Origin of the sequence: Allostigmatella hybrida (assembly GCF_020103775.1) — a bacterium.
Classification (GTDB): Bacteria; Myxococcota; Myxococcia; order Myxococcales; family Myxococcaceae; genus Hyalangium; species Hyalangium aurantiaca.
In genome coordinates this window covers 155,096-178,883 of the sequence record NZ_JAHXBH010000015.1, presented here as the reverse complement: position 1 = coordinate 178,883, position 23,788 = coordinate 155,096, and the positions used below count along the sequence as shown (strand labels likewise).

Annotated in this window: 14 protein-coding genes; 3 read left to right on the top strand and 11 right to left on the bottom strand. The window is 67.8% G+C overall.

Annotated features, from left to right (window positions below):
• Positions 1-148: 148 nt before the first annotated feature.
• The 8 genes from KY661_RS22545 to KY661_RS22510 form a co-directional block, all read right to left on the bottom strand.
• The gene (locus KY661_RS22545) at positions 149-1,738 is read right to left on the bottom strand and encodes a pyruvate dehydrogenase complex dihydrolipoamide acetyltransferase (RefSeq protein WP_225412178.1); all 1,590 of its coding nucleotides are present in this window, start codon (positions 1,736-1,738) and stop codon (positions 149-151) included.
• 5 nt (positions 1,739-1,743) lie between these two features.
• A complete protein-coding gene (locus KY661_RS22540) occupies positions 1,744-2,826 on the bottom strand; it encodes a pyruvate dehydrogenase complex E1 component subunit beta (protein WP_225412177.1) in 1,083 nt (360 codons plus the stop codon).
• On the bottom strand, positions 2,780-3,901 hold the full coding sequence (gene pdhA / locus KY661_RS22535; RefSeq protein WP_075008089.1) for a pyruvate dehydrogenase (acetyl-transferring) E1 component subunit alpha: 1,122 nt from the start codon (positions 3,899-3,901) through the stop codon (positions 2,780-2,782). Before pdhA ends, KY661_RS22540 begins: the two co-directional genes overlap by 47 nt.
• 133 nt (positions 3,902-4,034) lie before the next feature.
• Positions 4,035-5,600: a hypothetical protein gene (locus tag KY661_RS22530; RefSeq protein WP_225412176.1), complete on the bottom strand. Its 1,566-nt coding sequence runs from the start codon at positions 5,598-5,600 to the stop codon at positions 4,035-4,037.
• 168 nt (positions 5,601-5,768) lie between these two features.
• Positions 5,769-6,833, bottom strand: a complete 1,065-nt coding sequence (locus tag KY661_RS22525; RefSeq protein ID WP_225412175.1) for an SMP-30/gluconolactonase/LRE family protein — start codon at positions 6,831-6,833, stop codon at positions 5,769-5,771.
• 135 nt (positions 6,834-6,968) lie between these two features.
• The gene (locus tag KY661_RS22520; RefSeq protein ID WP_225412174.1) at positions 6,969-11,114 is read right to left on the bottom strand and encodes a hypothetical protein; all 4,146 of its coding nucleotides are present in this window, start codon (positions 11,112-11,114) and stop codon (positions 6,969-6,971) included.
• 125 nt (positions 11,115-11,239) lie between these two features.
• Entirely contained in the window at positions 11,240-12,700 is a 1,461-nt protein-coding gene (locus KY661_RS22515) for an MFS transporter (protein WP_225412173.1), read from the bottom strand.
• A gap of 78 nt (positions 12,701-12,778) precedes the next feature.
• Entirely contained in the window at positions 12,779-13,450 is a 672-nt protein-coding gene (locus KY661_RS22510) for an NUDIX hydrolase (RefSeq protein ID WP_225412172.1), read from the bottom strand.
• Between the two features lie 127 nt (positions 13,451-13,577).
• On the opposite strand from KY661_RS22510, the gene KY661_RS22505 reads away from it, so the two are divergent.
• The 3 genes from KY661_RS22505 to KY661_RS22495 all read left to right on the top strand — a co-directional run bounded on the left by KY661_RS22505 (position 13,578) and on the right by KY661_RS22495 (position 19,604).
• On the top strand, positions 13,578-15,932 hold the full coding sequence (locus KY661_RS22505; RefSeq protein ID WP_225412171.1) for a bifunctional metallophosphatase/5'-nucleotidase: 2,355 nt from the start codon (positions 13,578-13,580) through the stop codon (positions 15,930-15,932).
• Positions 15,932-18,001 carry a hypothetical protein gene (locus KY661_RS22500; RefSeq protein ID WP_225412170.1) on the top strand — a complete coding sequence of 690 codons (2,070 nt, stop codon included), beginning with the start codon at positions 15,932-15,934 and terminating at the stop codon, positions 17,999-18,001. The genes KY661_RS22505 and KY661_RS22500 overlap by 1 nt, the downstream gene beginning before the upstream one ends.
• Before the next feature lie 67 nt (positions 18,002-18,068).
• The gene (locus KY661_RS22495; RefSeq protein WP_225412169.1) at positions 18,069-19,604 is read left to right on the top strand and encodes a hypothetical protein; all 1,536 of its coding nucleotides are present in this window, start codon (positions 18,069-18,071) and stop codon (positions 19,602-19,604) included.
• Between the two features lie 51 nt (positions 19,605-19,655).
• On the opposite strand, the gene KY661_RS22490 is transcribed toward KY661_RS22495, so the two are convergent.
• The 3 genes from KY661_RS22490 to KY661_RS37335 are packed head-to-tail and all read right to left on the bottom strand — an operon-like array spanning position 19,656 to position 23,784.
• A complete protein-coding gene (locus KY661_RS22490; RefSeq protein WP_225412168.1) occupies positions 19,656-21,479 on the bottom strand; it encodes a GspE/PulE family protein in 1,824 nt (607 codons plus the stop codon).
• Positions 21,464-23,242, bottom strand: coding sequence for a matrixin family metalloprotease (locus tag KY661_RS22485; protein ID WP_225412167.1), 1,779 nt, complete (start codon positions 23,240-23,242; stop codon positions 21,464-21,466). Before KY661_RS22485 ends, KY661_RS22490 begins: the two co-directional genes overlap by 16 nt.
• Entirely contained in the window at positions 23,239-23,784 is a 546-nt protein-coding gene (locus KY661_RS37335; protein ID WP_263437251.1) for a hypothetical protein, read from the bottom strand. Before KY661_RS37335 ends, KY661_RS22485 begins: the two co-directional genes overlap by 4 nt.
• Positions 23,785-23,788 lie beyond the last annotated feature (4 nt).

The following is a 23,788-nucleotide window of genomic DNA, read 5'->3' as shown; positions in this document are numbered from 1 at the left end:
GCTCCCCGTGGAGGAGCCAGGCGCCGAGCCGTCCGCCCGACGCCCCTGGCTCGTTAGCTCAACACACTCCTAGCCGCCGCGACACCGCCGCGGCCCTGGGCCCACGGGCCGCCATGTTCTCGCATGGCGGCCCGCGTGCACACGGAGGCTAGAACAGCAGCCGCATCGGGTGCTCGAGCAGGTTCTTCAGCTCGCGCAGGTACTCGGCGCCCGTGGCACCGTCGATGACCCGGTGGTCGCCCGAGAGCGTCACCGTGAGGATCTTCCTCACCGCGAGCTGCCCGTCGCGCACCACCGCTTTGTCCGCCACGGCCCCGACCGCGATGATGGCGGCCTGCGGCGGGTTGATGACGGCGACGAACTGGTCGATGCCGTACATGCCCAGGTTGGACACCGTGATGGATCCGCCGGTGTACTCCTCCGGCTTCAGGGCCTTCTTCCGGGCCCGCTCGGCCAGCTCGCGCGCCTCGGAGGAGATGGTCTGCAGTCCCTTCTGATCCGCGTCCTTGATGATGGGCGTGATGAGGCCATCCTCGATGGCCACCGCGATGCCCACATCCGCCGTGGCGAACTGCAGGATGTTGTTGCCCTGCAGCGACACGTTCATCTTCGGAGAGCGGCGCAGGGCGACGGCCACCGCCTTCACGATGATGTCGTTGACGGAGACCTTGGACTCCAGCGCCTTGGCCTCGTCGCGGATCTTCATCGCCGCGTCCATCTCCACGTCCACCGTCAGGTAGAAGTGGGGCACGCCCGGCTTCACCTCGCTCATGCGCTGCGAGATGACCTTGCGCATGTTCGAGATGGGGATCGTCTTCGGGGCCGGACGGCTGCCCGGAGCCGCTGCGCGAGCCGGAGCCTCGGGGGCCTTCTTTGCCGCCGCAGGACCCTGCGCCAGCGCGGCCTCGATGTCCCGCTTCACGACGCGTCCGAGCGGACCCGAGCCGTGAACCGCGCCCAGATCCAACCCCTGCGTGCTCGCCATCTTCCGGGCCAGCGGGCTCGCGCGAACGCGGCCCCCGGCCTGAGCCGGACGAGGCGCCGCCGCCGGGGCCTCGGCCTTCGGAGCGGGCGCGGCAGGAGCCGCACTGGGCGCCGCGGGCTTGGGCGCCGCGGGAGCCGGTGCCGCCGCCGCCTTGCCGCCCTTGCCCGAGATGTACGCGATGGGGGCTCCCACCTGCGCCACCTGGTCCGCGTCCACGAGGATCTTCGTGAGCGTCCCGTCGTCGTAGGCCTCCACCTCGAGGTTGGACTTGTCCGTCTCCACCTCGGCGATGGCGTCTCCGGAGGAGACCTTGTCTCCCACCTTCTTCAGCCACTTGACGACCTTGCCCTCCTTCATCGTCGGGGAGAGCGCGGGCATGAGCACGGGGATGCCGTCACCCCCGGAAGCGGGAGCCGCCTCGGGAGCCTTCGGGGCCGCGGCGGGAGCCGCCGGGGTCTCGGCCTTGGGAGGTGCCGCGGGCGCGGAGGGCTTGCCACCCGCCTCGACCTTCTCACCCTTGGCTCCCACATACGCGATGGGGGCTCCCACCTGGGCCAGCTCCCCCTCCGGCACGAGGATCTGCAGCAGGACCCCGTCGTCGTACGCCTCCACCTCGAGGTTGGACTTGTCCGTCTCCACCTCGGCGATGGCATCCCCGGAGGAGACCTTGTCCCCCACCTTCTTCAGCCACTTGACGAGCTTCCCCTCCTTCATGGTGGGGGAAAGCGCCGGCATCTGAATGGGCTTGGCCATACGTCTCAGGCTCCCTCTCGGTAGAGGACCTTCTTCACGGCAGCGGCGATCTTCGCGGCGTCCGGCTGGGTCGCGTTCTCCAGGTTCGCCGCATAGGACATGTTCACGTCCAGGCCGGTGACGCGCGCGACGGGCGCATCCAGGTCATCGAAGGCCTTGGACTGGATGATGTCCACCACGGAGGCGCCCACACCGGCCAGCGCCCAGCCCTCTTCCACGATGACCACGCGGTTGGTCTTCCGGACGGTGGCCAGGATGGCCTCCTCGTCCAGCGGACGCAGCGTGCGCAGGTCGAGGATCTCCACGGAGATGCCCTCCTGCTCGAGCTGCTTCGCGGCCTCCTCGCAGAAGTAGTACATGCGGCTCCACGTGATGATGGAGACGTCCTTGCCCTCGCGCTTCACATCGGCCTTGCCGATGGGAACCACGTGCTCGCCCTCGGGCACCTCGCCCTTGACGGCATAGAGGCGCTCGCCCTCGATCATCACCACCGGGTTCTCGTCCCGGATGGCCGCCTTGAGCAGGCCCTTGGCGTCCGCGGGCGTGGCCGGCGCAATCACCTTCAGGCCCGGGAAGTGGGCGTAGTTGGCCTCCAGCGCCTGGCTGTGCTGGCTGGACAGGCGGCCACCCGCGCCACCCGGCCCACGGAACACGATGGGGCAGCGCAGCTGGCCGCCGGACATGTGCCGCAGCTTGGCCGCGTTGTTGACGATCTGGTCCATCGCCAGGATGGCGAAGTTCCACGTCATCATCTCCACCACCGGGCGGAGGCCCACCATCGCGGCGCCCGCGGCCATGCCGGTGAAGCCCAGCTCGGAGATGGGCGCGTCGATGATGCGCGCGCTTCCGAACTTGTCCAGCAGCCCCTGGGACACCTTGAAGGCCCCGTTGTAGCGACCCACTTCCTCACCAATCAGGAAGACGTTGGCGTCGCGCTCCATCTCCTCGGCGAGCGCCTGGTTCAGCGCCTCGCGATACATCAACTCGGCCATCTTTCGGCTCCGACTCGTAATCTCTGGGGGTTGGGATGCGAGGCGCGGGTTAGCGCGCCAGGCCGGCCTTCTTGTCTTCCTTCTCGGCCTGCTCACGCGGCTCGAGATCCCACGTCACCTTCAGCTCCTGGCCGGAGGGGTACGAGGGCCACTTCACCTTCATGCCCAGCACGCGCTCGCGGGGGCGCACATCCTCCTCGCCCGGCTCCACGATGGTGTCGCGCCACAGCTCCTCGAGGCTCGGCTCGGGCGACTCGTCGGCGAACTTCACCGCCGCATCCACTTGCGCCTTCACCTCTTCGTCGATGGCGTCGAACTCCTCCTCCTTCGCCAGCTTCTTCTTGAGCGTGAAGTCCTTGATCTTCGGGATGGGGTCGTTCTTGCGCTCGTCCTCCACCTCTTGCTTGGTGCGGTAGTTGGCGGGGTCGGCCATGGAGTGGCCGCGGAAGCGGTAGGTGTTGGCCTCCAGCAGCACGGGGCCCTTGCCGGCGCGGCAGTACTCGGCGGCGTCCTTCACCGTCTCGTACATCTTCAGGCAGTCCATGCCGTCCACCGGCTCGCCGCGCATGTTGTAGGCCACCGCGCGCTTGTACATCTCCGGCACCGCGGAGGTGCGGCCCACGGCCGTGCCCATGCCGTAGCGGTTGTTCTCGCAGATGTAGATGACCGGCAGCTTCCACTTGGACGCCATGTTGAGCGTCTCGTGGAAGGCGCCCTGGTTGGCCGCAGCGTCGCCGAAGTAGCACACCGTGACGCGGTCCTCGTTGCGGTAGCGGCTGGCGAAGGCCATGCCCGCCGCCAGGGGAATCTGGCCGCCGACGATGCCGTAGCCGCCGTAGAAGTGGTGCTCGATGTCGAAGATGTGCATCGAGCCGCCCTTGCCCTTGCTGTAGCCGGTGCCCCGGCCGAACAGCTCCGCCATCACCATGCCCGGGTCGGAGCCACGGGCCAGCGGCTGGCCATGGTCCCGGTACGCCGAGAGCATGTAGTCATCCGGACGGATGGCCTCGATGGCTCCCACGGCCGTGGCTTCCTGGCCGATGTAGAGGTGGCAGAAACCGGCGATCTTCCCCAGGCCGTACTGCTGCCCCGCGCGCTCCTCGAAGCGGCGAATGAGGTACATCTTCCGGTACATCGTCAACAGCAGTTCTTTCGAGTACGGGCTTGCCACCGCGACTTGCCTCCGTGCAGGCCGCTCCGAGGGTCTCCACGGAGCGTCAAACGCCGGGGGCCTCATAACGCGCGCAGCCGGGAGTTCAAAGCCAAACATGGCCTCGCCGCACTGCGTCAAAGGGCGCGTGCCCTCAGGCGGCGGTCCGGTAAGGTTCCGGGCGGGGCGGCAGATCTGTCTTGGGGCTCAAGCGGAGCATCCGCTTGATACCGTTACGATCCAGCACGAGCCGGACGAGCTGCACGGACACCTTCTCCTGGTCCGCCTCGTCCGTGGTGAAGCGGAACGCCATGTCCACCTGGTAGCTCTTGGCGCCGCGCACGCGCCCCACCGAGAAGGTGTCCAGGTCCACGTACTCCAGGGCCAGCTCCGGATCATCCATGTCGCGCAGGAAGCGCTCGACGTTGAAGCGGATGATGTCGGTGACGCCCGTGAGCCCCCGCTGGGTGCGCGGCAGCAGGTCCGCGTCGAGGAGGATCTCCTTCTGGTAGCGGATGACCGTCTCGGCCAGCTCGCCCTGGGCCGCGATGATGAAGTCATCCTGCCGGCGCAGCTCGGCGATGGCCTCGGGCACCTTCACCGCCCGGCCGTAGTCCACCTTCTCCTCGCAGACGCCCAGGCGCTTCTTCGTCACCGGATCGACGATCTCCGCCGTCCGGTCGTACAGGTGCATCGAGGCCACCTCGCTGAAGATGCGGCGCAGGCCCTCCTTGATGCGGTCCTTCACCATGTAGCCCACCACGGCGATGAGGAAGAAGTTGAGGCTCACCTGGGTGTAGCGGAGCTGGGCCCAGAAGGCCACCGAGGTGGCGAACGCCATGGCCAGGCCCGCGGCGACGGCGAACAGCCCCTCTTCCCAGCCCTGGCGCTTCTGGCGCCGGCGCGCCGAGAGGAAGAGGATGTTCATGCAGAACTTCTTCAAAAAGCCGATCCGGTGCATGTACTCCTCGTTGTCACCGGTGGGGCTCAGCACGCTGCGCAGCTGGTTGTCCTTGCGGTACTGCTCCTCGCTGATGACGGTGGTCATCAATGCCCGGCGCGGCTCGATGTAGACGCCCGAGCGCGGCAGCGCGTCCATGTCCGCCACGGCCTTGCGGAAGTACTGCTCCACCGTGAGGCTCATGTACTCGTCCACCAGCCGCAGCGCCACGCGCGTCTTCTCGTGCAGCGGCACCTGCGCGGTGCCCTTCAACCACTCGCGGAACCGGCTCAGGAGCCTGCACACCGCCGCCTGGGACTCCAGCGTGTGCTGGTGCAGCACGGTGCACTCGGCCTCGCCCATCTTCGTGGCGTCCTTCTCGCACCGCGACTCCACGCCCTTGGCGAAGCGCCGCAAGGCCCCCCGGAAGATGCAGCACAAGAGCTTCGTCTGGTAGACCACCTCCGCCTCGGTGGCCAGCCCCGTCTGGAGCCACGTCTCCAGCCGCGCCAGCGGCGAGCCCTCCGCGCCGAGCAGCTCCTCCAGGCTCATCACCGGCGTCATGAAGCGCACGTAGTTGTGGATGTCCGCGTAGAAGTCCGGCCGCCGGTAGGTCTCCGCGTCGATGTTCAGGCTCGAGGGCAGGAACAGGAACATCTCGACGAGGTAGCGCGTCTCGTCGTCCGCCCCGGAGGGCTGGTACTCGAGCTTGATCTCGAACTGCTTCCGGTCGTGGACCTCCAACCGGTTCTGAAGCAAGGGGACACTGTCCTGGGGCACGCCTCGATTCTACGTTACAGCCCTGTCACACAAAAGCCACGCAGACGTCACGGCGTCGAGCGCTCAACGCGGGCGCCCGAGGCCGTGGCGATAGGGACCCGGGGTGCCAGGGAAGCGGTGGTTCCTCAACGCACCGCCCCATGACGCCCCGTGCGCCCCGCCCCGGCGTCAGGGCTGGAAGCGATAAATTTCGTAGGGTCCCCGCTCGGTGGGCGGCAGGTGGATTTGAGAGGTGGTGACGTAGATTTTCCCCTCGGGCCCCTCGGTCAGGCTGTCGGGCCAGCGCAGCCGGTCATCCTGAATCACCTGCTCGTAGCGCCCACCGGGGACGTACCGGTTGACCGAGCTGTTCTCCAGCCCGCCGAGCCAGAGCACTCCTTTGCGGTCAAAGAAAATGCCATCCGGCGCGACGATGGTGTGTACGCGTTCGAGCCGGCCCGCGAGCGCCTCGTCCGTGAGGCTGGCATCGCGCAGCGCCTCGGTGGGAATGCGCCACAGGGTGTGGCCCGTGAGGGCCGACCAGTAGAGCGTCTGGCCATCCCGGCTGACCGCGATGCCGTCGGACTGGACCGCCTTCTTCATGGGCCGGCCCATCACGGTCAGGTGGCTGAACTCGGCATGGGTGGAGGGGTGCTGGGCCAGCACCTTGCGGGCGCTGCCCGTGTTCAGGTCCAGCACCACCAAACCGCCCGCTTGCGAGTCGGTGAGATAGGCGATCTCCCGCTCGGTATCGACGCTCACGTCGTTGAGGTAGCTGTCCCCGGAGGACACCTCGGGCGGGAAGGCATAGGTGCGCGCCGACGGGCCCCCGGACAGCTCGAACCGGTGAAGCCGGGGCGGGGCGATGACGCCCTTGAAGCCGGGGTTGCCCGTGTCCAGGACCCAGAGCCGGTTCTTGCGGTCCACCACCACGCTCTGCACCGCGACGAAGCGGCCCTCTGCGCTGCCGCCCGGGGTCCAGCTGTTCCAGGCCGCATCCGGCCAGGGAACGATGGCGCCGTCCTTCACCTCCGCGACGGAGGTGGGCACGTCCTCGGACCAACGCGGGAAGTTGACGAAGATCCGCCCCTCGTTCGACACGGCGATTCCCGTCCACTGACGGGGAGAGCGAGCCAGCAGCTCCAGCTCGGGCTCACGGGCCTCCGGTGAACCCGCGGCAGCATCGGGGCGGGTGGAAGTCCGGGCACAGCCGGCCGCCAGCAAGGCAGCGACAGGGAGAAGGGCCAAACGCACGAGAAAGCCTCCTGAGGTGAAAGTGGCTTTCGTAAATGCGGCGTCCTCCCCTCCCCCGCCACTCAAATTCCCGCCCTGGCGCGTGGTGCGCCCTGACTACTGGGACGCATCACGGACCCTGACGGTCCTTCCGTTCTAGAGGTCGACCGCCACCGTGTCGAACACCACCTCGACACCTTGGATACCACCCAGGCTCGTCTCCAGGGCGGCGTAGTCGCTGGCGGGAAGGGCGACGGTCCAGTTCCCCGCGAGGCTGCGGTCATAGAACGTCACGTTGGATGCCGTATCCGGCACGGGGCCTGAAATGCTGCACGCATCCGCGGTGAGCGCGTCCTGGAAGGGCGTGCGGCAGGAAGCCAGGCTCAAGTCACACGAAGGAGGCGCCGCCGTGCAGGCCAGGAAGCTCTGGTAGTGCAAGGGGCTGCGCACCGAGCCATTGGAGGCGAGATCCTTGTCCGTGAGCTCGAAGTCGATGATCCACGGATCGCCCGTCGAGGCGTTCCGGCCCACGAAGAACGAGTCGAGCATGTCCCGCACCAGGAAGATGGAATGCCGTGCAGTCCCCCCATTCGTCCCCAGGAAATTGACGCGCACATCCCGGATGCGGTGCTTGAGCAACGCGGAGTTCAGCCCGCCGTAGGTGATGTTGACGTGGAAGAGGTAGGGCGTGTTCAGGTAGTCCAGCCCCAGGGCCGTCAGCACCTCCTTCTCGCCCGTGGACGCTTGCGCGAAGGGATTGCCCGTCACGCGCCGGTAGTGGGAGCGCTGGCCACTCGTGAAGTGGTTGAGCTGGGCGTCCAGGTCGATCAGCCGAAGCTTCATCTGCTCGAAGTTGACGAAGGTGAAGGCCTCCTCCTTGATCACATCTCCGCTCAGGAGGTTCTGCCCCGTCTGGCTGGAGAACGGCAGCTTCTCGTACTGCGCCTGACGGACCACCTTCCAGTAGCGCCTGCCCAGGTCATCCAGCAGCAGCATCGTCATGGCATACGTCTGCTTGAGGAGCAGCAACCGGTCCAGCGCGCTGAGCGCGGCCTGCTGACTGACATAATCGGACACCTGCTGCTTGAGCCGCTGCACGCTCGCATGATGCGATCGCAGGGTGAAGGCATCCATCTTCGCCGCCTCCAGATCCAGCTTCGCCTTCTCCAGGCTGGCCACCAGATCCAGATACTCGTTGATGGTGCGGCGCTGAGACTCGGAGGCCACCGTGGCCGACACCTGGTTGGTGATGAGGCTCCGGGCCCTCGGGAACGGCTCGATGCCGTCGACGACCTTCAAGAGGTCCGGCTTCGTCTGTGCAAACGCCTTCTTCAGCGCGCTGCCCGCCGCAGAGCCCGCGATGCCCGTGAGGGAGCCGAGAAAGTCCTTGGACTGCGCCGTGTCTCCAGCCGTCGCGGGCGCCTTGCCGGACTCCTGGTTGAACCAGCCGCCGAGCGCATCGGTGAGGGAGCTGAAGGCCTGCTCGCCCGCCTTGGTGAGAAACTCGGAACCAAAGGCCGAGAGCGCCGCCTTGCCCAGCCCCAGCAAGAAAGAGCCCAGGGTGACCTGCGTCGAGGCTTCATAGGTTTGCAGGGCCTCGGTCGTGGCCTCGTACTCGTTCTTGCGGCGCGTGATGCTTTGCAGGAGGCCATCCAGTGCGGCCTCCGCGGCATCGATCCGCAGGTTGGCGGTTTCCAGATCCAACGCCGTCTTGTCGAGTTCCAGCTGGAGCTTGCTCCCCTCGATGCTGAACCAGGCGGCCAGATCCTGGCTAACGGACAGGGTGATGTAGCGGTCGACGTTGCCCTTCAACAACTCGAAGCGGTCATCGAAGTCCTCGCGCAACGCCTGGTAGCGGTCACGGGGGTTGATGCGTGGCTCCCTCGACTGGCCATAGAAATCCAAGCCCGCCTTCAGATGTGAGAAGTGGAGCTGAACCCGGCCGAGGCTGGGGCACACATTCTGGGCGACTTGCCGCTGCACCAGGGACGCCGTGGCGGGAAGCTCCTCGCACGACGCGATGTCCGCGTCGGCCAACACGCCCCGCAGGCGCATCAACGTGAGCATGTACAGGAACGAGGCCTTCTGCGCGTTGCCGTTCTTGAAGTGGGCATTGCCCAGCGCGGCATTCACGACCCACTGGTTGGGAGATAGCTGCGAGCGCAGGATGTCGGTGGACCGGCGGGGGGTAAAGCGAAGCTCGGTTCCCCCCGGCAGGCCATCCTGGCCCGTGTTGGCTCCATTGAAGGACTCCCGGCCGAGGTGGCAGGTATAGACGATGGGTCCATTCGGCGGGGTGTTGACCACCCGGCTCTGGGTCAGCATCCCACCCTTGGCGCCCGGGAACCCTCGCGTTCCCTTGGCGGACTTCATCGAGATGGCGGCCGAGAGGTAGACCCCGTTGTAGGTAGGCGGCGGCACCACCTGGGTGTGGTTCGTCTGGATCCGCCCCGTGCAGACATACGTCCCGAAGAAAGGATTCTCGCGGCAGGTCCCCTCGGAGCAATCGGTCACGCCATCGCCGTCATTGTCCAGCCCGTCGGAACACTCGGTCATGGAGTTCTCCTGGTTCCCGCACACGGTCACCAGGGGATTGTTCAAGCACTGGTAGTCCCTGCAGTCCTTGTAGCGATCCGAGTCATTGTCCAGCCCGTCGGAGCAGGTCGCATTGGAGCTCTCGGCCAGGAACGGATAGCCGCTCACATTGCAAACCTTCACGTACGGGTTGCGCGAACAATCGAAGTCACTGCAGTCGACGTAGCCATCGCCGTCATTGTCCAGGCCATCCGCGCAGGCCTCGACGGAGTTCTCCTGGGTGCACACCGTCACCAGGGAGTTGTACCTGCATTCATTGTCCTTGCAGTCCGTGTAGCCATCGCCATCGTCATCCAGGCCATTGCTGCACGAGGCGTTGGAGGACTCCTCGAATCCCGTCGTATAGGGATAGAGGGGTCCGATAGGCTCCGTGCCCCCGCACTGCTCCAGATACCTGCACCCAGTGCTGGCGCAGTCCGAGCCAAAGCCATCGCTGCAAGCCTCGGGAGATCCCTCCACGATATGGCTGGTGGCCGTGGGGCCCATCGGGCAGACCGTGACAAAAGGATTGTCGAAGCAGCTCGGATCCGAGCAGTCCAGGAGCCCGTCCCCATCGTTGTCGATACCATCGAAGCACTGCTTGTTGTCCGCCTCGGTGAGGACGTCACAGATGGACACGGACGGGTTGTCCGTGCAGCGGGCCGATTCACACCCCAGCGCCGGATCACTGAAGCATTCCCAATCGCTGACCGGCGCCGTCTTCTCTGGCTTCCGGGGCGCGCCCGTTCCGATCAAGGTGGAGTACCGCACGAGGACAGTGCCCCCGCTGCCCCCGTTGCTGCCATTCCCGCCATCCTGCGCATCCTTGTCCGGATTCGTTCCCAGACACACCAGGTGGGGGCTGCTGGCGGAGCCTCCCATCTCGGTGCCTGTGATTTGTCCGCCCACGTACGGGGTGCCCGGGTGTCCCGGCTCTCCGTTCATTCCCGAGGCATTCACGCTCAGCGTGTCGAGCACGTTGGTGTAGAGCAGGAATGCCCCACCCGGGTGGCCATGGCGTCCATTGGAGGCCTTCGTGGGAGAGGACTCATTCTCGGCCATCCGGAAGAAGCGGGGCTGGGTGCTGATGGCATTCCCATGGCCCCGGAAGTTCTCGGCGATGATGAGGAGCGACCGGCCCTCGGTGAAGACCGGCCCTGCCACCTCCACATCCCATCCCAGCAACACGATGATGTCCGCGAGCTGTGTCTCCGAGGCCTCCTCGGTGGAGGAGGACTTGCGGTTGTACAGTTCCTCGCACAGGTGCGTGGTGTTGCAATGCACCGTGGGGTTCACCATCTCCTTCGTGACCCGGGGGTTCTGTTCCAGGTGGACCCCATCTCCCTTGGGCAACAGCACCTGATTGCCCAAGAGGAACGTGGGGTAGTCGCGCGAGTAGGCCTCCAGGAACCGCACCTGCGCGGAGTCCTCATGCAGCTTGCGCAACGCGACAATGACTTCCGACTCTTCGCCGAGCCGGGCCGCCAGGCCCGCGAGCGACAGTTTCGCGGCGCTGGGCTCCAGCGGCAGGCCCCAGGTCGCGTCATACGAGGACGGATCCTGGAACTGGCTGGTCAGGGAAGCCGTGGTAGAGCCAGGAGAGGGAGCCTCGGGCACCCCTTCCCCGGGCGTCACCGGCTGACAGCCATACACCCAGAGCAGCAGCAACGAGAGGGCTTGAATCCGCCTTCTCGCATCTCGAGAGGGAACGTTCTTGAACAATCGCATGGGTGGGCTCTACAGCCCCCCTGCCGCCCTCCGCGCGGGCCTTGCAGCAAGGCGCTCCTCCCGTGCAGTGAAGTGGCCTGCTCAGCCCGCGAGCTGGCCGGCGAACAGGCCTCCTCCGCCCGGAATCACCCTCCCGTGCCCGTCCGGGGCGTGGGAAGCGTCTCCACGGGCGCCGCCGTGGGCAGGGGCGCCGCCTTCGGTTGGGGCCTGGCGTTCCACACCCGCGTGGCGAGCAGCAGCCCCACGAAGGACAACGGCACCAGGGCGATGGGCCAGTTGCTCCAGTTGGCCGCGCTCTTGGCGGCCTCCCCCGAGGGAAGGATGCGCCCGAGCAGCAGCGACTGCACGGCGGTGCCCAGGTAGACGGAGCCGTCGATGATGCCCACCGCGACGCCCGCGTTCTTCTTGCCCCCGAAGTCCATGCTGGCCGTGCCGGAGAGCATTCCGTGCACGCCAATGACACACAGGGACATGAAGATGACCGTCCACCCCAGCATCATGCTGTCGATGAGAAAGAGGCTGGCCACCGCCCCCACGCTCATGCCCCCGTAGAGCACTGCGGAGACGGGCCCCCGCCGGGAGTCGAAGAGCCGGTCGGAGATGACTCCCGCGAACATGCCGCCGGTGATGCCCGCCACGCACAGCAGCATGCCCCAGTTGGAGGCGACGAACGTTCCGCCAATGCCTGTCGCATCCGCGAACTTGGGGTACCACTGCATGATGGCGTTGCGCATGTAGCCGCTGCAGAACTCGATGAACAGGATGACGACGATGGTGGGATTGCGGAGCATCCGCGGCACCACGGCCTTCAATCCCAGCCGGGGGCCCGTGTCCCCCGAGGAGGCATCCGCGGTGTCGAAGTCCGGGTGGCCCGTGTCCCCCGGCGTGTCCCGGATGACGAAGAAGTCCAGCACCACGAAGGCCAGCAAGATGGCGGCCGGAACGAAGAACACCCAGTAGGTGGGCGCCGCCTTGACGATCAGCGCACTCCAGTCATACGCGAAGTAGACACCCAGCGAGATGAGGATGCCGAACACGCCGCCCAGCAGCCCGCGCTCACGGACGTGGAACCAGGCCGCGTTCACCTTGACGATGGAGACCGCCCCGAAGCTCTGGAAGTACATGTTGGCTGCGTAGAGGACCGACAGCACCGCCACGAGCCCCCCGGGCGGCTGCCAGTCCTGGGTCAACACCGCGTAGACCACCGCGCCCATCAACACGTTGCAGACCGAGGAGCCGGCGGCGGACAGAAGGATCGTCTTGCGGCCGCCCAGCCGGTCCGCCAGCGGACCATTGAGCAGGAACGAGAAGCCGTAGACGATCGCACCCCAGAAGAAGATGGTGCCGAAGTCCGCGTTCGTCATCCGGTTGCCCATCGCGCTGGTGGCGCTGTTCACGTTGTAGCGCCCCATGTACAGGAACGCGTACGTCATCCCCAGCGGGAACCAGTTGAAGAACCGGCGGCGCTTGAAGGCCTCGGAGTGTCCCAGTTCCACCTTGGGCAGCCGCGCGAAGACCAGGCCAATCGCCGCGAGCAGGATGAGGATCGGCAGCAGCTTTTGCAGCCACTCGGGCATCGACGACATGCGGGGGGACCTCAGGGCCGGAAGGGAACCGCCGCGCACCCTATCCGGTCCCCCCGTGCTGGCCAACCCGCGGCGGCGCTACGGCTGGCTGGCCAGCAGCCGGGTGATGGCGATCTCCGTCTTCGCGTCCGGCACCTCGCCGCGCCGGCACGCCGCGAGCAACGCCTCGATGGGGTGCCAGCGCAGCTCCGTCCCCTCCTCCAGGGGCGAGCCATCTCCCTCCGGCGTCTGTGGCTGCTTACCCGTCACATCCACCGCCGCCGGAAACACCTTCTCCGACAGGATGCCCGGGGCCACGAAGAACCCCGCGCCCAGCAAGCGGATCTCCTCGGGCGACACCACGTAGCCCGCCTCCTCGCGCACCTCCTCCGCCGCGCGGTGCCGCAGCCCCTCCTCGCCCTTGTCCTCCAGCTCCAGCAGCCCCGCGACGATCTCCTCCACGCGCAGGTAGCTGCGCCCGTCCGGCAGCGCCATGTCCTTGCCCTTGCGGAAGAACGCCGCGGGCCGGAGGTTCATCCGCGTGAGCACCTCCAGCCCTGTTTCACCGCGCCGGTAGACGAGCACCGCCACCGCGTCCAGGCGGGGCCGGTCCACCACATCCACCCGGTACACCTTGGAGGCCGAGCCATCCGCGCGCCGGTTCTGGCAGCGCAAGCGCCTCACCCGCAGAAAGCCCTCGTCGCATCTCGCGGTAGGCGAGAAATCCTCGATGATCTCGATATCAGTGACAGACGTGTTGTTTGACCGCATGCCTGCTCCGTGAGCGAAAAACCGTCATCGGGGCGTTGCTTGCCCGAATCCGTTTGATTTCGTACCTTGCGCCGTCTCCCGCGTCACCCCCCTCGACAAGCGTTCGGACCCACTGATGCGCTGTGCCTTGCTCGGCCTCTCTTGTCTCCTGGTCTCCGCCTCGTGCATGCCGTTGATGGATGGCGAGGAGTACAACCTGGCGGGACAAGAGGTTCGTCTCTCCATCCTTCACACCTCCGATATTCACTCGCGGCTCATCCCGTACGACTTCGCCCCGCTGAAGACGGATACGGACCTGGGGCTCATCCCCGAGGCAGGCCCCTTCGGCGGTGCGACCCGTATGGCCGCGCTGCTCAAGCGCGAGCGCCAGCGCGGTGAGCGCGTCATCCACCTGGACTCGGGTGACTGCTTCCAGGGCGCGCCCATCTTCAACACCAACAAGGGCGAGGCGGAGTTCCGCTTCCTGTCCGGTGTGGGGCTGGACGCGGCGGTGGTGGGCAACCACGAGTTCGACGCGGGCGCCCCCAACTTCGTCCAGAAGGCGCGCGACCACGCCGTGTTCCCGCTGCTGTCGGCCAACTACTTCTGGAACGACGCCCGCGAGAGCGGCAACAACGGCGCCTCGGCCGTCACCATGCCCTACACCATCCGCACCATCAAAGGCCTGCGGGTGGGCATCATCGGCATGGCCAACATCTCCTCGCTCAACTCCATCGTCGAGGGTGGCAACTCGCTGCAGGCCACCCCGCTGGAGCAGAACGAGGCGGCGCGCGCCTACGTGGACCTGCTGCGCCCGGTGACGGATCTGGTCGTCATCGTCAGCCACCTGGGCCTCACCGAGGACCAGGACCTGGTGCTCGGCTACGAGGGCTACTACGAGTACGAGGCGGCCCGTCCCTTCATCCTGCGCGAGAACAACCCCTGGAAGATCCTCGAGTGGCGCGGCGAGGAGGGCAACCTCAAGTCCGTGGTCCGGGTGCAGATCCCCGGCGTGAGCGGCATCGACGTCATCATGGGCGGCCACCTGCACGTGGTGCTCAACCCGCCGCAGAGCATCATTGACCCGAGCGGCCGCAAGGTGCTGCTGTCCCACTCGGGCGCGTTCGCCAAGTACGTGGGCCGGTTGGATCTGGTGGTGAAGGTGCCCCAGGAGCCGTCGCTGGATGGCGCGGAGCTGGTGAGCCACGACTACCGCGCCATGCCGCTCGACGCGCTGTGGTGCAACGACGCCATGCGCGCCTACTACCAGGACAGCTTCTGGAACCCGGGCCAGTTCGCCACCAACCCCCGGGTGCGCACCGCCATCGAGGAGTGCCAGAACCTGGAGGACCGTTGGACCACGGGGCTGATGCAGTCCTACATCCTGGGCATGGACACCAACCTCCAGCTCACGTCCATCTTCTCCTACGCGCCGAGCGATGTGGCGCGCCGCAACAACTCCACGGGCGGCGACTCCCCGCTGGGCAACCTCACCGCCGACTCCATGCGCAAGCGCCGCCGGGTGGAGGCGGAGATGGCGCTCACCAACTCGCTGGGCATCCGCGACAACCTCTACGCGGGCGTCATCACCCAGGAGGCGATGTTCAACGTGTTCCCCTTCGAGAACACGATCAACATCATGTACCTGTCCGGCGTGGAGATGCAGGAGCTGTTCGACTTCGTCACCGAGCGCTCCGCGGAGCGCGGCTGTGTCAGCCAGGCCCAGGTCTCCGGCGCCCGCTTCACCATGGACTGTGCCCAGGCCCAGCTCAATGCCCTGAGCATCCCCTGCAATCCCGATGATGGAGGGGCCGCCAAATGGTGTCCCCAGACGGACCGGGCGGGCCATGCCCCCTGGCAGTGCCTGGCGGACCAGAACCAGAGCCGGTGCTGGGCCAACCCCGCCACCGACATCCAGATCAACGGCAAGCCGCTGGACCCCCGAGGCACCTACCGCATCGCCGTCAACGACTACATCGCCAAGGGCGGCTCGGGCTTCCGGGTGCTCAAGAGCAACACCACCCGCATCGAGACGGGCATCTCCCTGCGCGACTCGCTCATCGGCTACATGCAGGGCTTCTGCACCTGCGAGGACATCAACGAGGGCCGGGAGACGTCCAAGACGGGCGAGCGCTGCGGCACCCTGATCGATGGCCAGTGGACGGTCAGCGAGCAGGTCCGCTCCTTCTGCGCCCAGGCCCAGGACTTCAAGAGCGCCCTGCAGAAACAAGTGGGCAGCTGCACCTGCGGCGGGCTGCTGAGCAAGCCCGATGATCTGCAGCGGTGCGGGGTGCCGGACCTGACGCCCGAATCCCTGCAGGCCACCTGCAACATCCCCCCGGGCCCCTTCACGGGCCGGTGCAACTGCCGCGAGGCGCTGGCGGGGACCAACCCCACGTGCGGCACCATCACCCCGCAGCTGAAGAACTTCTGTGAGAACCCCACCGCCATGGGCATTTCGGGCGAAATCGAAGACGGCCGGATCGGCCGGAGGGTGAAGTGATGAAGCGGCTCCTTCTGGGCACGGCCCTGATGATGGCCGGCTGTTACACCGACTCGAGCGACACGCCGGACCCGTCCTCGGCCAGCAAGCTGAGCACCTTCCAGGTGAAGGTGAAGAAGCTGTCCGCCGTGGCCTCCAACGGGGCCCTCACGCCCCTGTCCGTGACGACCTCCTGCATCTACCGCTACGGCGTGAGCACGGACGCGGTGCCCGCCGAGGTGCGCGGGACGCCGGAGTGCCGCTACGCCATCCCCAAGAACCCGGTGGACATCGAGCTGGAGATCACCGCGCTGGATGCCGCGTCCCAGCCCCTCACCTCGTTCAATGGCCCCGTCTCCTTCCGCGCGGTCCCGGGAGACCTGTCCGGGGACTACGCGACGCGGTGGACGACCCTCACGAACGGCACCGGCACCGGCACCGTGCGCGTGTCCCACCTCTACGGGGACGTCCGCGTGTGGGTGCAGGATGAGCCGCCCCAGGTGGACTTCCTGGACGGCGGCGTGTCGGGAGACCCCAGCCAGCTTCCCCCGGATTCGGACACCCCGCCGACCTTCGCCACCGGCATCACCCCGGCCATTCTCTTCGAGGAGCCGACGATCGCCCGGATGCAGGAGCCGGACGTGCAGACCGACAGCCGCGGCTCGCCCTTCGACCGGCAGTACCTGACCGTGGGCCGGGCGCCCGAGAATGGCACCCCACTCGTCCAGAACTGCCCCCTGGGCTACAACCTGCAGGACCCGAACGCGAAGGACCCCAACCACGGCAAGCTCGTCACCATGGTGGTGACCGGCCTGGATCCGGGCGGCTTCTTCGTCACGGACCTCACCGCCTGCCGCGTGCGCGAGTACACGGGCACGGGCTCCAACGTCCGCACCCCCGAGGAGGACGGCTTCACGCCGGGCACCTACGGCTCGGTCTACGTCTACAACTACTCCTTCCCCGAGGGGCTGTACCCGGGCGATCTGCTCTGGTCCCTCTCGGGCTCGGTGCAGGACTTCACGGCCACCACCCAGCTCACCTTCCCCTCGTGGATCATCCGCGAGCGCGTGCGGGACACCCTGCCGCCCGCCCAGTGGACGAAGTACCTGGATCAGGTGCCGGTGCGTGAGGTGCTCCTGCGCTACTGCGGCCTGGACAACAAGCCGGAGGTCTTCAACACCGACCCGCTGTGCGGCTACAGCTACGGCAACATGAAGATGGAGAGCATGGAGTCCTCGCTGGTCAAGGTCCGGCGCGTGCGCTTCCCCCAGGTCTTCAAGAACTGTGACGCCAATGGCGACGGCGCGGTGACGTTCTTCTGCCCTGGCCGCAGCAACGGGGCCTGGACAACCTGCGCCAACGTGGAGCCTCCTGAGGAGGCCGTCGAGCGCAAGTGCAATGCCGAGTGCACCACCGGCACGGGCGAGTTCGCCGGGCAGATCTGTTCGGAGCGCACCACGCTCAACAGCTATGGCCAGTTCGTGGTGGAGATGGCGAACCCGGGTCCCCGCGAGGCGGGCCGGGACAACTCGCTGAGCGGGCGCACCCAGGTACTCAAGGTCTCGGCCCAGTCCACGGCCACCACCGTGGCGCTCAACTCCACCGTCGCCAACGGCCCTGCCCAGGTCAACGTCTGGTGTGACACGCCGGTGAAGGTGAAGTTCGGCGCCCGGACCGTGGCGGCCACCGCGGGAGACACGGCCCTGGCGGCCCGCACGAACCTGGAGCACTCGATGGCCAGCACCGAGCAGTACGTGGCCGTCATCGCCGACGGCGCCATCAGCGGCCGGGGCGAGTGCCACGTGTCGCTCAACAGCCGCACCCGCATCAACATCATGACGCGCGATGCCATCCCGGAACTCCGGGTGGACTGCAGCGAGAGCGACGCGGACGCCGAGAGGGCCCGGCAGTGCCGGTTGCTGCACGCGGCCACCTACAACGTGACTGGACACCTGAAGCAGGTGAGCGCCGCACGGCCCCGCTGGGTCATCAACCTGCGTGACGCGGATGACCTCTGCTGCTTCCCGGGCCCCGAGGGCGAGTGCCCGAGTCCCATCAAGACGTGTCCTGACGAAAACGCTGTTCCGTAAGAGCCATCCAGCCCCGGTCACGGGGCTTCTGGGAAGAGGGGCCTCGCGGCCCCTCCGTGGAGGGAATTTGAAAACGTTGCGCACCGTGGCCCTGACCGGGCTGTTGTCCCTTGCCGCGCCCGCCTGGGCCGGTGACTTCGTCGATACGCGTCTGTCCTTCGTCTTCGCGGATGACAACGTCCTGGCCGGCGCCGGGGAGACGACGCCCAACAGCCCCAATGCGCGCTTCGGCGCGGGGAACCAGAACACCCAGTTCTACGACAACTTCAACACCCGGTTCTCCGGCTTCGAGTCGCTGTCGAACCTGACGCTCTACAAGCGCATGCCCGCGTTCTTCGAGGGCCTCACGACCGAGGCGGCCCTCACCGTGCTCTTGCTGGAGAGCCCCTCCGGCGGCGTGACGCTCCAGGACAACTCCAGCTACATCCGGCTCAACTACACCCCTCCGGGCTGGGGCGAGAAGGAGGGCATCTCGCTCACCGGCTTCCCGGTGTCCGCGGACCGCTTCCGGCTCGGCTACGCCTACCGCATCTCGTGGGGCGGCAGCAGCATCTTCACCACGCGCGCCACCGCGCAGGGCGTGCCGGGCGCCAAGCTGCAGATTACCCGGGACCGCTGGTACGCGTACGTCGGCGGCAAGACGGCGCTCGTGCTCAATGATCTCATCCTGGAGCAGGAGACGCTCTACGGTGCGATGGCGGGCGCGGGCGTGGACATCCTGGAGACGCTGCGCCTGGAGGTCGGCGGCGGCTACTTCCAGAAGGGCATCATCCCGGGCCTGGCCAACCAGGGCATCCGGGCGCCCGTGAACTCGGCGGGCGTCTCGGGCCAGGCCGTCTACCACGTGGGCGTCCCCGTGGGCACCAGCGTGGACTTCCGGCTCTACCGGAATGACCCCGAGGTGTACCAGCGGTTCTTCGCGCCGGAGTCGTACCCGGGCGGCCTTGCCTACTCCATCTCGCTCGAGGGCAGCTATCTCACCCAGTCGCTGGAGGATCCCGACGTGAGCGCGCGCACCGTGCCCCAGGGCGCCACGGCGATCGCCCTCCAGGCCCGCGCGAAGCTCGACTACCTGCGCCTGCACGTGCTCGGCCTCTACCGCAGCCTGTCCTTCATCCAGTTCGACGTGCCCGGCCTGCCGCCCTTCCGCGACTTCCCGGATGGCACGGAGCTCAAGCCCGAGATGTTCATCGCCGTGGGCGCGGACTACCACCTGAAGGATCTGCACCTCACCCCGGGCTTCATCGCCGGTGTGCAGATGCCCGCCTCCTACCGCAGCCCCCAGTTCCTGGGCGGTGGCAACAACCCGCCCCCGGGCCTGTCCGGCACGCGCACCGTGGTGGTGCGCGACGTGAACCAGCTCAGCATCCTGCCCCAGACGTGCGGCTCCTCCTCGGAGGCGTGCGAGGCCGAGCCCATCCTCTCCGCCAAGGCCACCTTCCGGTGGGATCTCTCGGAGACGGTCGCCGCGGTGGGCGAGGTCTATTACACGTACGACTCGAACCGGACCACGTTCCGGGACGACACCACCGGCGTGGCCCAGCCCCGCTTCGAGGATCCGCACGGGCTGGGATTCAACACCCTGCTCCAGGCCCGCTTCTAACGCGGGGCCACGGGCCCCGGCGGTGGCGCTCCCCGCGCCCCGGGGCCCTCCTCAGCGGGACGTCATCCGCACCACCTCTTCGAACGAGGTGAGCCCCTGGGCCAGCTTGCGCACCGCCGCCTCGCGCAGCGTGCGCATGCCCGCGCGCCGGGACGCCTCCACCAGCGTGTGGTAGGGCGCCGCCTGGGTGACGAGCTCCTTCAGCTCCGCGCCCACGCTGACGATCTCGAACACGCCCGTGCGGCCCAGGTAGCCCGTCCCCCGGCAGCGCACGCACCCCGCCCCCTTGCGCAAGCGGACGCCGCCGGGAAGCAACGGCAGGGGCACCTGGAGGGCGATCAGCTCGTCCGGCGTCAGCGTGGCCTCCTGCGCGCAGTGCGCGCAGACCCGGCGCAGCAGGCGCTGCGCCATCAGCCCCACCAGGCTCTGCGAGAGCAGGAAGGGCGGCACGCCGAGATCCTTCATGCGCGCTACCGCGCCGATCGCGTCGTTGGTGTGCAGCGTGGAGAGCACCAGGTGGCCGGTGAGCGCGGACTGGATGGCGTTCTCCGCCGTCTCCCCGTCGCGAATCTCGCCGACCATGATGACGTCCGGATCCTGCCGGAGGATGTGGCGCAAGGCCCCCGCGAAGTCGAGCCCCACCTTGGGCTGGACCTGCACCTGGTTGAAGCCCTCCCACACCATCTCGATGGGGTCCTCCACGGTGGTGACGTTGACGTCCGGCCCCGCCACCGCCTTGAGCGCCGAGTAGAGCGTCGTCGTCTTGCCGCTGCCCGTGGGGCCCGTCACGAGGATGAGCCCGTGGGGCTGGTCGATCCAGGACTCGAAGGCGCCCTTCTCGTCCGGCTCGAAGCCCAGCTGGGCGATGTCCTGGACCAGCGTCTCCGGATCGAAGATGCGGATGACCACCTTCTCGCCGAAGGCGGTGGGCAGCGTGGACACGCGCAGCTCCACCTCCCGGCTGTCCCGCTCCGTCTTGATGCGCCCGTCCTGGGGCTTGCGCTTCTCGGAGATGTCCATGCGCGAGAGCATCTTCACGCGCGAGACGATGGGCGGGTGGACCCCGGCGGGCAGCGTGTACACGGTGTGCAGCACGCCATCGATGCGCAGGCGGACCTGGGAGGTGGACCGCTTGGGCTCGATGTGGATGTCCGAGGCCCGGTTGTCGAAGGCGTAGCGCAGCAGGTAGTCCACCGCCTGCACCACGGGCTTGTCGGAGGCCTCCAGCTCCTGGGTGCCGCTGAGCGAGACGAGCTGCTCGAAGTTGGAGAGCTGGGGCGCGGCGGCGAAGTCATCCGCGGCCCGGGCCAGCGTCTTCTTGAAGCCGTAGATCTCCGCGATGGACTTGAGGATGTCCACCTTCGCCGACAGCACCGGCTCGATGGGCAGGCCCGTGAGCCGGAAGAGGTTCTCGAACAGCTCCCGGTCGAACGGGTTGGCGACCGCCACCACGAGCCGCCCCTGCGGGGAGCGCTCCAGGGGCAGCAGCACGTGCTTCTGGGCAAAGGGGCGCGACACCGTGCGGGTGGCCAGCCCCATGTCCAGCTTGAGGGGATCGATCTTCCGGTAGGCCATGCCCGCGGCGTGGGCCGCCGCCTCCGTCACCCGGTCCTCGTCCAGCGGGCCCCGGCCCTCCGGCAGCGGCACCTGGAAGGCGGCGATCACCTCGACCGGGGACACATCGTAGCGCGCCGTCTCCTTGGAGCCGCCCTGGGAGCGGGACTTGAGGACCCGGGCCCGGGCCGCCGACTCCCGGGCCAGAATCTCCTGAGCCTGCTGAGGCGAGAGCAGGCCCTGGGCCACCAGCGCCTCCAGAACGAACGCCGTGCTGAAGTCCGCCTGGCCGCGGCTGGGGGCGTTCACCGGCGAGACCACGATCGGCGCCCTCCCCCCCTCAGCAGCGCGAACACCGCGAAGAGGGCCAGCGCGGAGGCGGCCGTGCCCGAGGAACACCCGCAGCCCCCCGGACTCTCGCTGTCCCCTCCCCCGCTTCCTCCATCCGTGGGGGGCGGAGGCGGCGGGGTGCCGCCATCATTGCAAAGCGAGCAGCCGCCATCGGGGGCCTGGTCCGAATAGCACCCGTCGGCGCCGCAGAGGAAACCGTTCGGGCAGTCCGTGTTGGTGCGGCAGGGAGGCTGGCACGCGTAGACCGTGTCCAGCGGGTTGCACTGCATGGGCTCGGCACACGTGCCGCCCGCGCAGTCGCGCATGCACAGCTTGTCCGCGCCCACCGTGCGGCAGGTCGAGCCCGCCGGGCAGTCACACGCCGTGGAGCACGACCGCGAGCAGATGCCCTGGGGGTGGTTGCCAATCAAGGTACAGCCCAGCCCAGGCCCGCACGCGTTGCTGGCATCGCAGGGATCTCCCACCCCGCGGGCCGACTGATCATTCTGGACGCAGACGCCGTCACACACCCGGCAGACGAAGGCAGTGCCCCCTCCCGGGTTGCAGTCCGCATCGGCGTAGCACTTGGGAATGCAGGCAGAGCCCTGGGCCAGCGGGGCACAGGTGTAGCCCTCCCGGCAGCCCCCGGAGACAGCATCACAGCGCTGGAAGCAGCGGTCATCGGCTCCCAGCTCGGCGCACAGCGAGCCCGTGGGGCAGACCGTGGGGCTGGCGCCCGCCACGCACGACTGCTGGCAGTAGCCGCCGACCCACGCTGTCCCCGTGGAGGGCAACTGCAGGGGCGGCTGGCAGATGCCACGGGGCGAGCCACACTGGGGGGACTGCTCGCACGGGGCGCCCACCTGGGTGACGAACTCATCGGGCACGGCCAGGCACGCGCGCGCGGAGCCCGCCACGGCGGTGGAGGGCCGGCACAGGAAGGGGTTCGGACACTCGCCATTCGTGTTCCCGATGCAGCCCTTGGTGCAGTACTGCGCCGACGCGCCCTCCGCCGTCCTGCGCGTCACGCAGGTCAGCCCATTGGCACACGGGTCGCTCGCGGAGCACGGAGAGCCCACATCGCCATTCTCGGGATAGAGCGCACACGCCCCCGTCACGTCATCCGGGTCGAGCGCGCGGCGGTTGCCCCCCACCGGCAGCTCCGGGTTCATCACCGAGGTCAGCGGGTTGGCGTTGTCATCGAAGCCCAGGCAGTGGCCCACCTCGTGGGTGAGGGCCGTCTGCAGGTCGATGAACCCCTGGCTGGGGGTGGTGTTCGGCAACGTGGTCCACTTGAACTTCACCGCGTTGACGAAGATGTCGCACTGGTAGAGGTACCCCGCATAGGTGAGCGCGAGGGTGGCCGAGGGCCGGTTGCCATAGTTGAGCGCCGTCTCGTAGTACGGGTCCGTGGTCTGGGTGACCCAGATGGTGCTCACGTTGAATGTGTCATACGGGTCCCCCAGGTTGTTGGGGTTGATGGCCGCGTTGGCCGTGCTCCGGCCCATGTATTGGAAATCCGGATAGGCACACTGCACGTCTTCCCAGGTCTGGAAGGCGGCGTTGGTGGCCTTCTCCACCTCCGAGAGCGCGATGCCCGCGGGCGAGCCGGCCCGGGCGTCCAGGTAGTAGCGGAACGGATTGTCCCGCGTGTGGAGCATCTCGTAGCCCAGGGGAACGTACGCGTCCGCCGAGCCCGCGAAGATCCCTGCCAGCATCACCAGCGCTGCGTACCCGTGCCATCTACCGTTCATCGCTTGCCCCTCGTCTGCGACGCCGGGGGCGAAGCCGCCCGCCGGATCTCTTCAATCACTTCGGAGAGCGGCCGCGACGCGGGGCCCCCCTTCACCTGCGCGGAGAGCTGCACCTGCCGCGGGCCGTTCTCCCCCGCCGTCACCGGACTCTTGCCCGCGCCCAGCCCCACCAGCCCGCAGCGCGTCACCACCTGGGGGTCCGGGCAGCGCAGGAAGAACAGCGCCGTCTCCCCCTCGGTGAGCGTGGCATCCCCCACCAGGCGCGACTCCCACAGGCCACTGCGGCCCCCCAGCTGCACCACCTCGAGCGCCCGGGGCCCCTTCCCCCGGTACTCCTCCAGCACGTCGAGCTGGCTCACGGTGGTCATCTGCCGCACGTTGCCCTGGGGCACGCGGACGTGGGAGCCCTTCACCCGCGCGAGCACCACCCGGTCCGAGGCTTGAACGAGCGCCTCCACGGACTGCGGCGTGCCCGGCGTGGCCAGGGCCCCTCCAGACAGACACAGCGTGGCGAGCAGCCCCCAGGGGCGAAGGAGATTCATGCAG

Coding starts and splice junctions, on each gene's coding strand:
- KY661_RS22545 (WP_225412178.1), bottom strand. CDS start 1,738: ATGGCCAAGCCCATTCAGATGCCGGCGCTTTCCCCCACCATGAAGGAG.
- KY661_RS22500 (WP_225412170.1), top strand. CDS start 15,932: ATGAAGCGGCTCCTTCTGGGCACGGCCCTGATGATGGCCGGCTGTTAC.
- KY661_RS22510 (WP_225412172.1), bottom strand. CDS start 13,450: ATGCGGTCAAACAACACGTCTGTCACTGATATCGAGATCATCGAGGAT.
- KY661_RS22520 (WP_225412174.1), bottom strand. CDS start 11,114: ATGCGATTGTTCAAGAACGTTCCCTCTCGAGATGCGAGAAGGCGGATT.
- KY661_RS22485 (WP_225412167.1), bottom strand. CDS start 23,242: ATGAACGGTAGATGGCACGGGTACGCAGCGCTGGTGATGCTGGCAGGG.
- KY661_RS37335 (WP_263437251.1), bottom strand. CDS start 23,784: ATGAATCTCCTTCGCCCCTGGGGGCTGCTCGCCACGCTGTGTCTGTCT.
- KY661_RS22515 (WP_225412173.1), bottom strand. CDS start 12,700: ATGTCGTCGATGCCCGAGTGGCTGCAAAAGCTGCTGCCGATCCTCATC.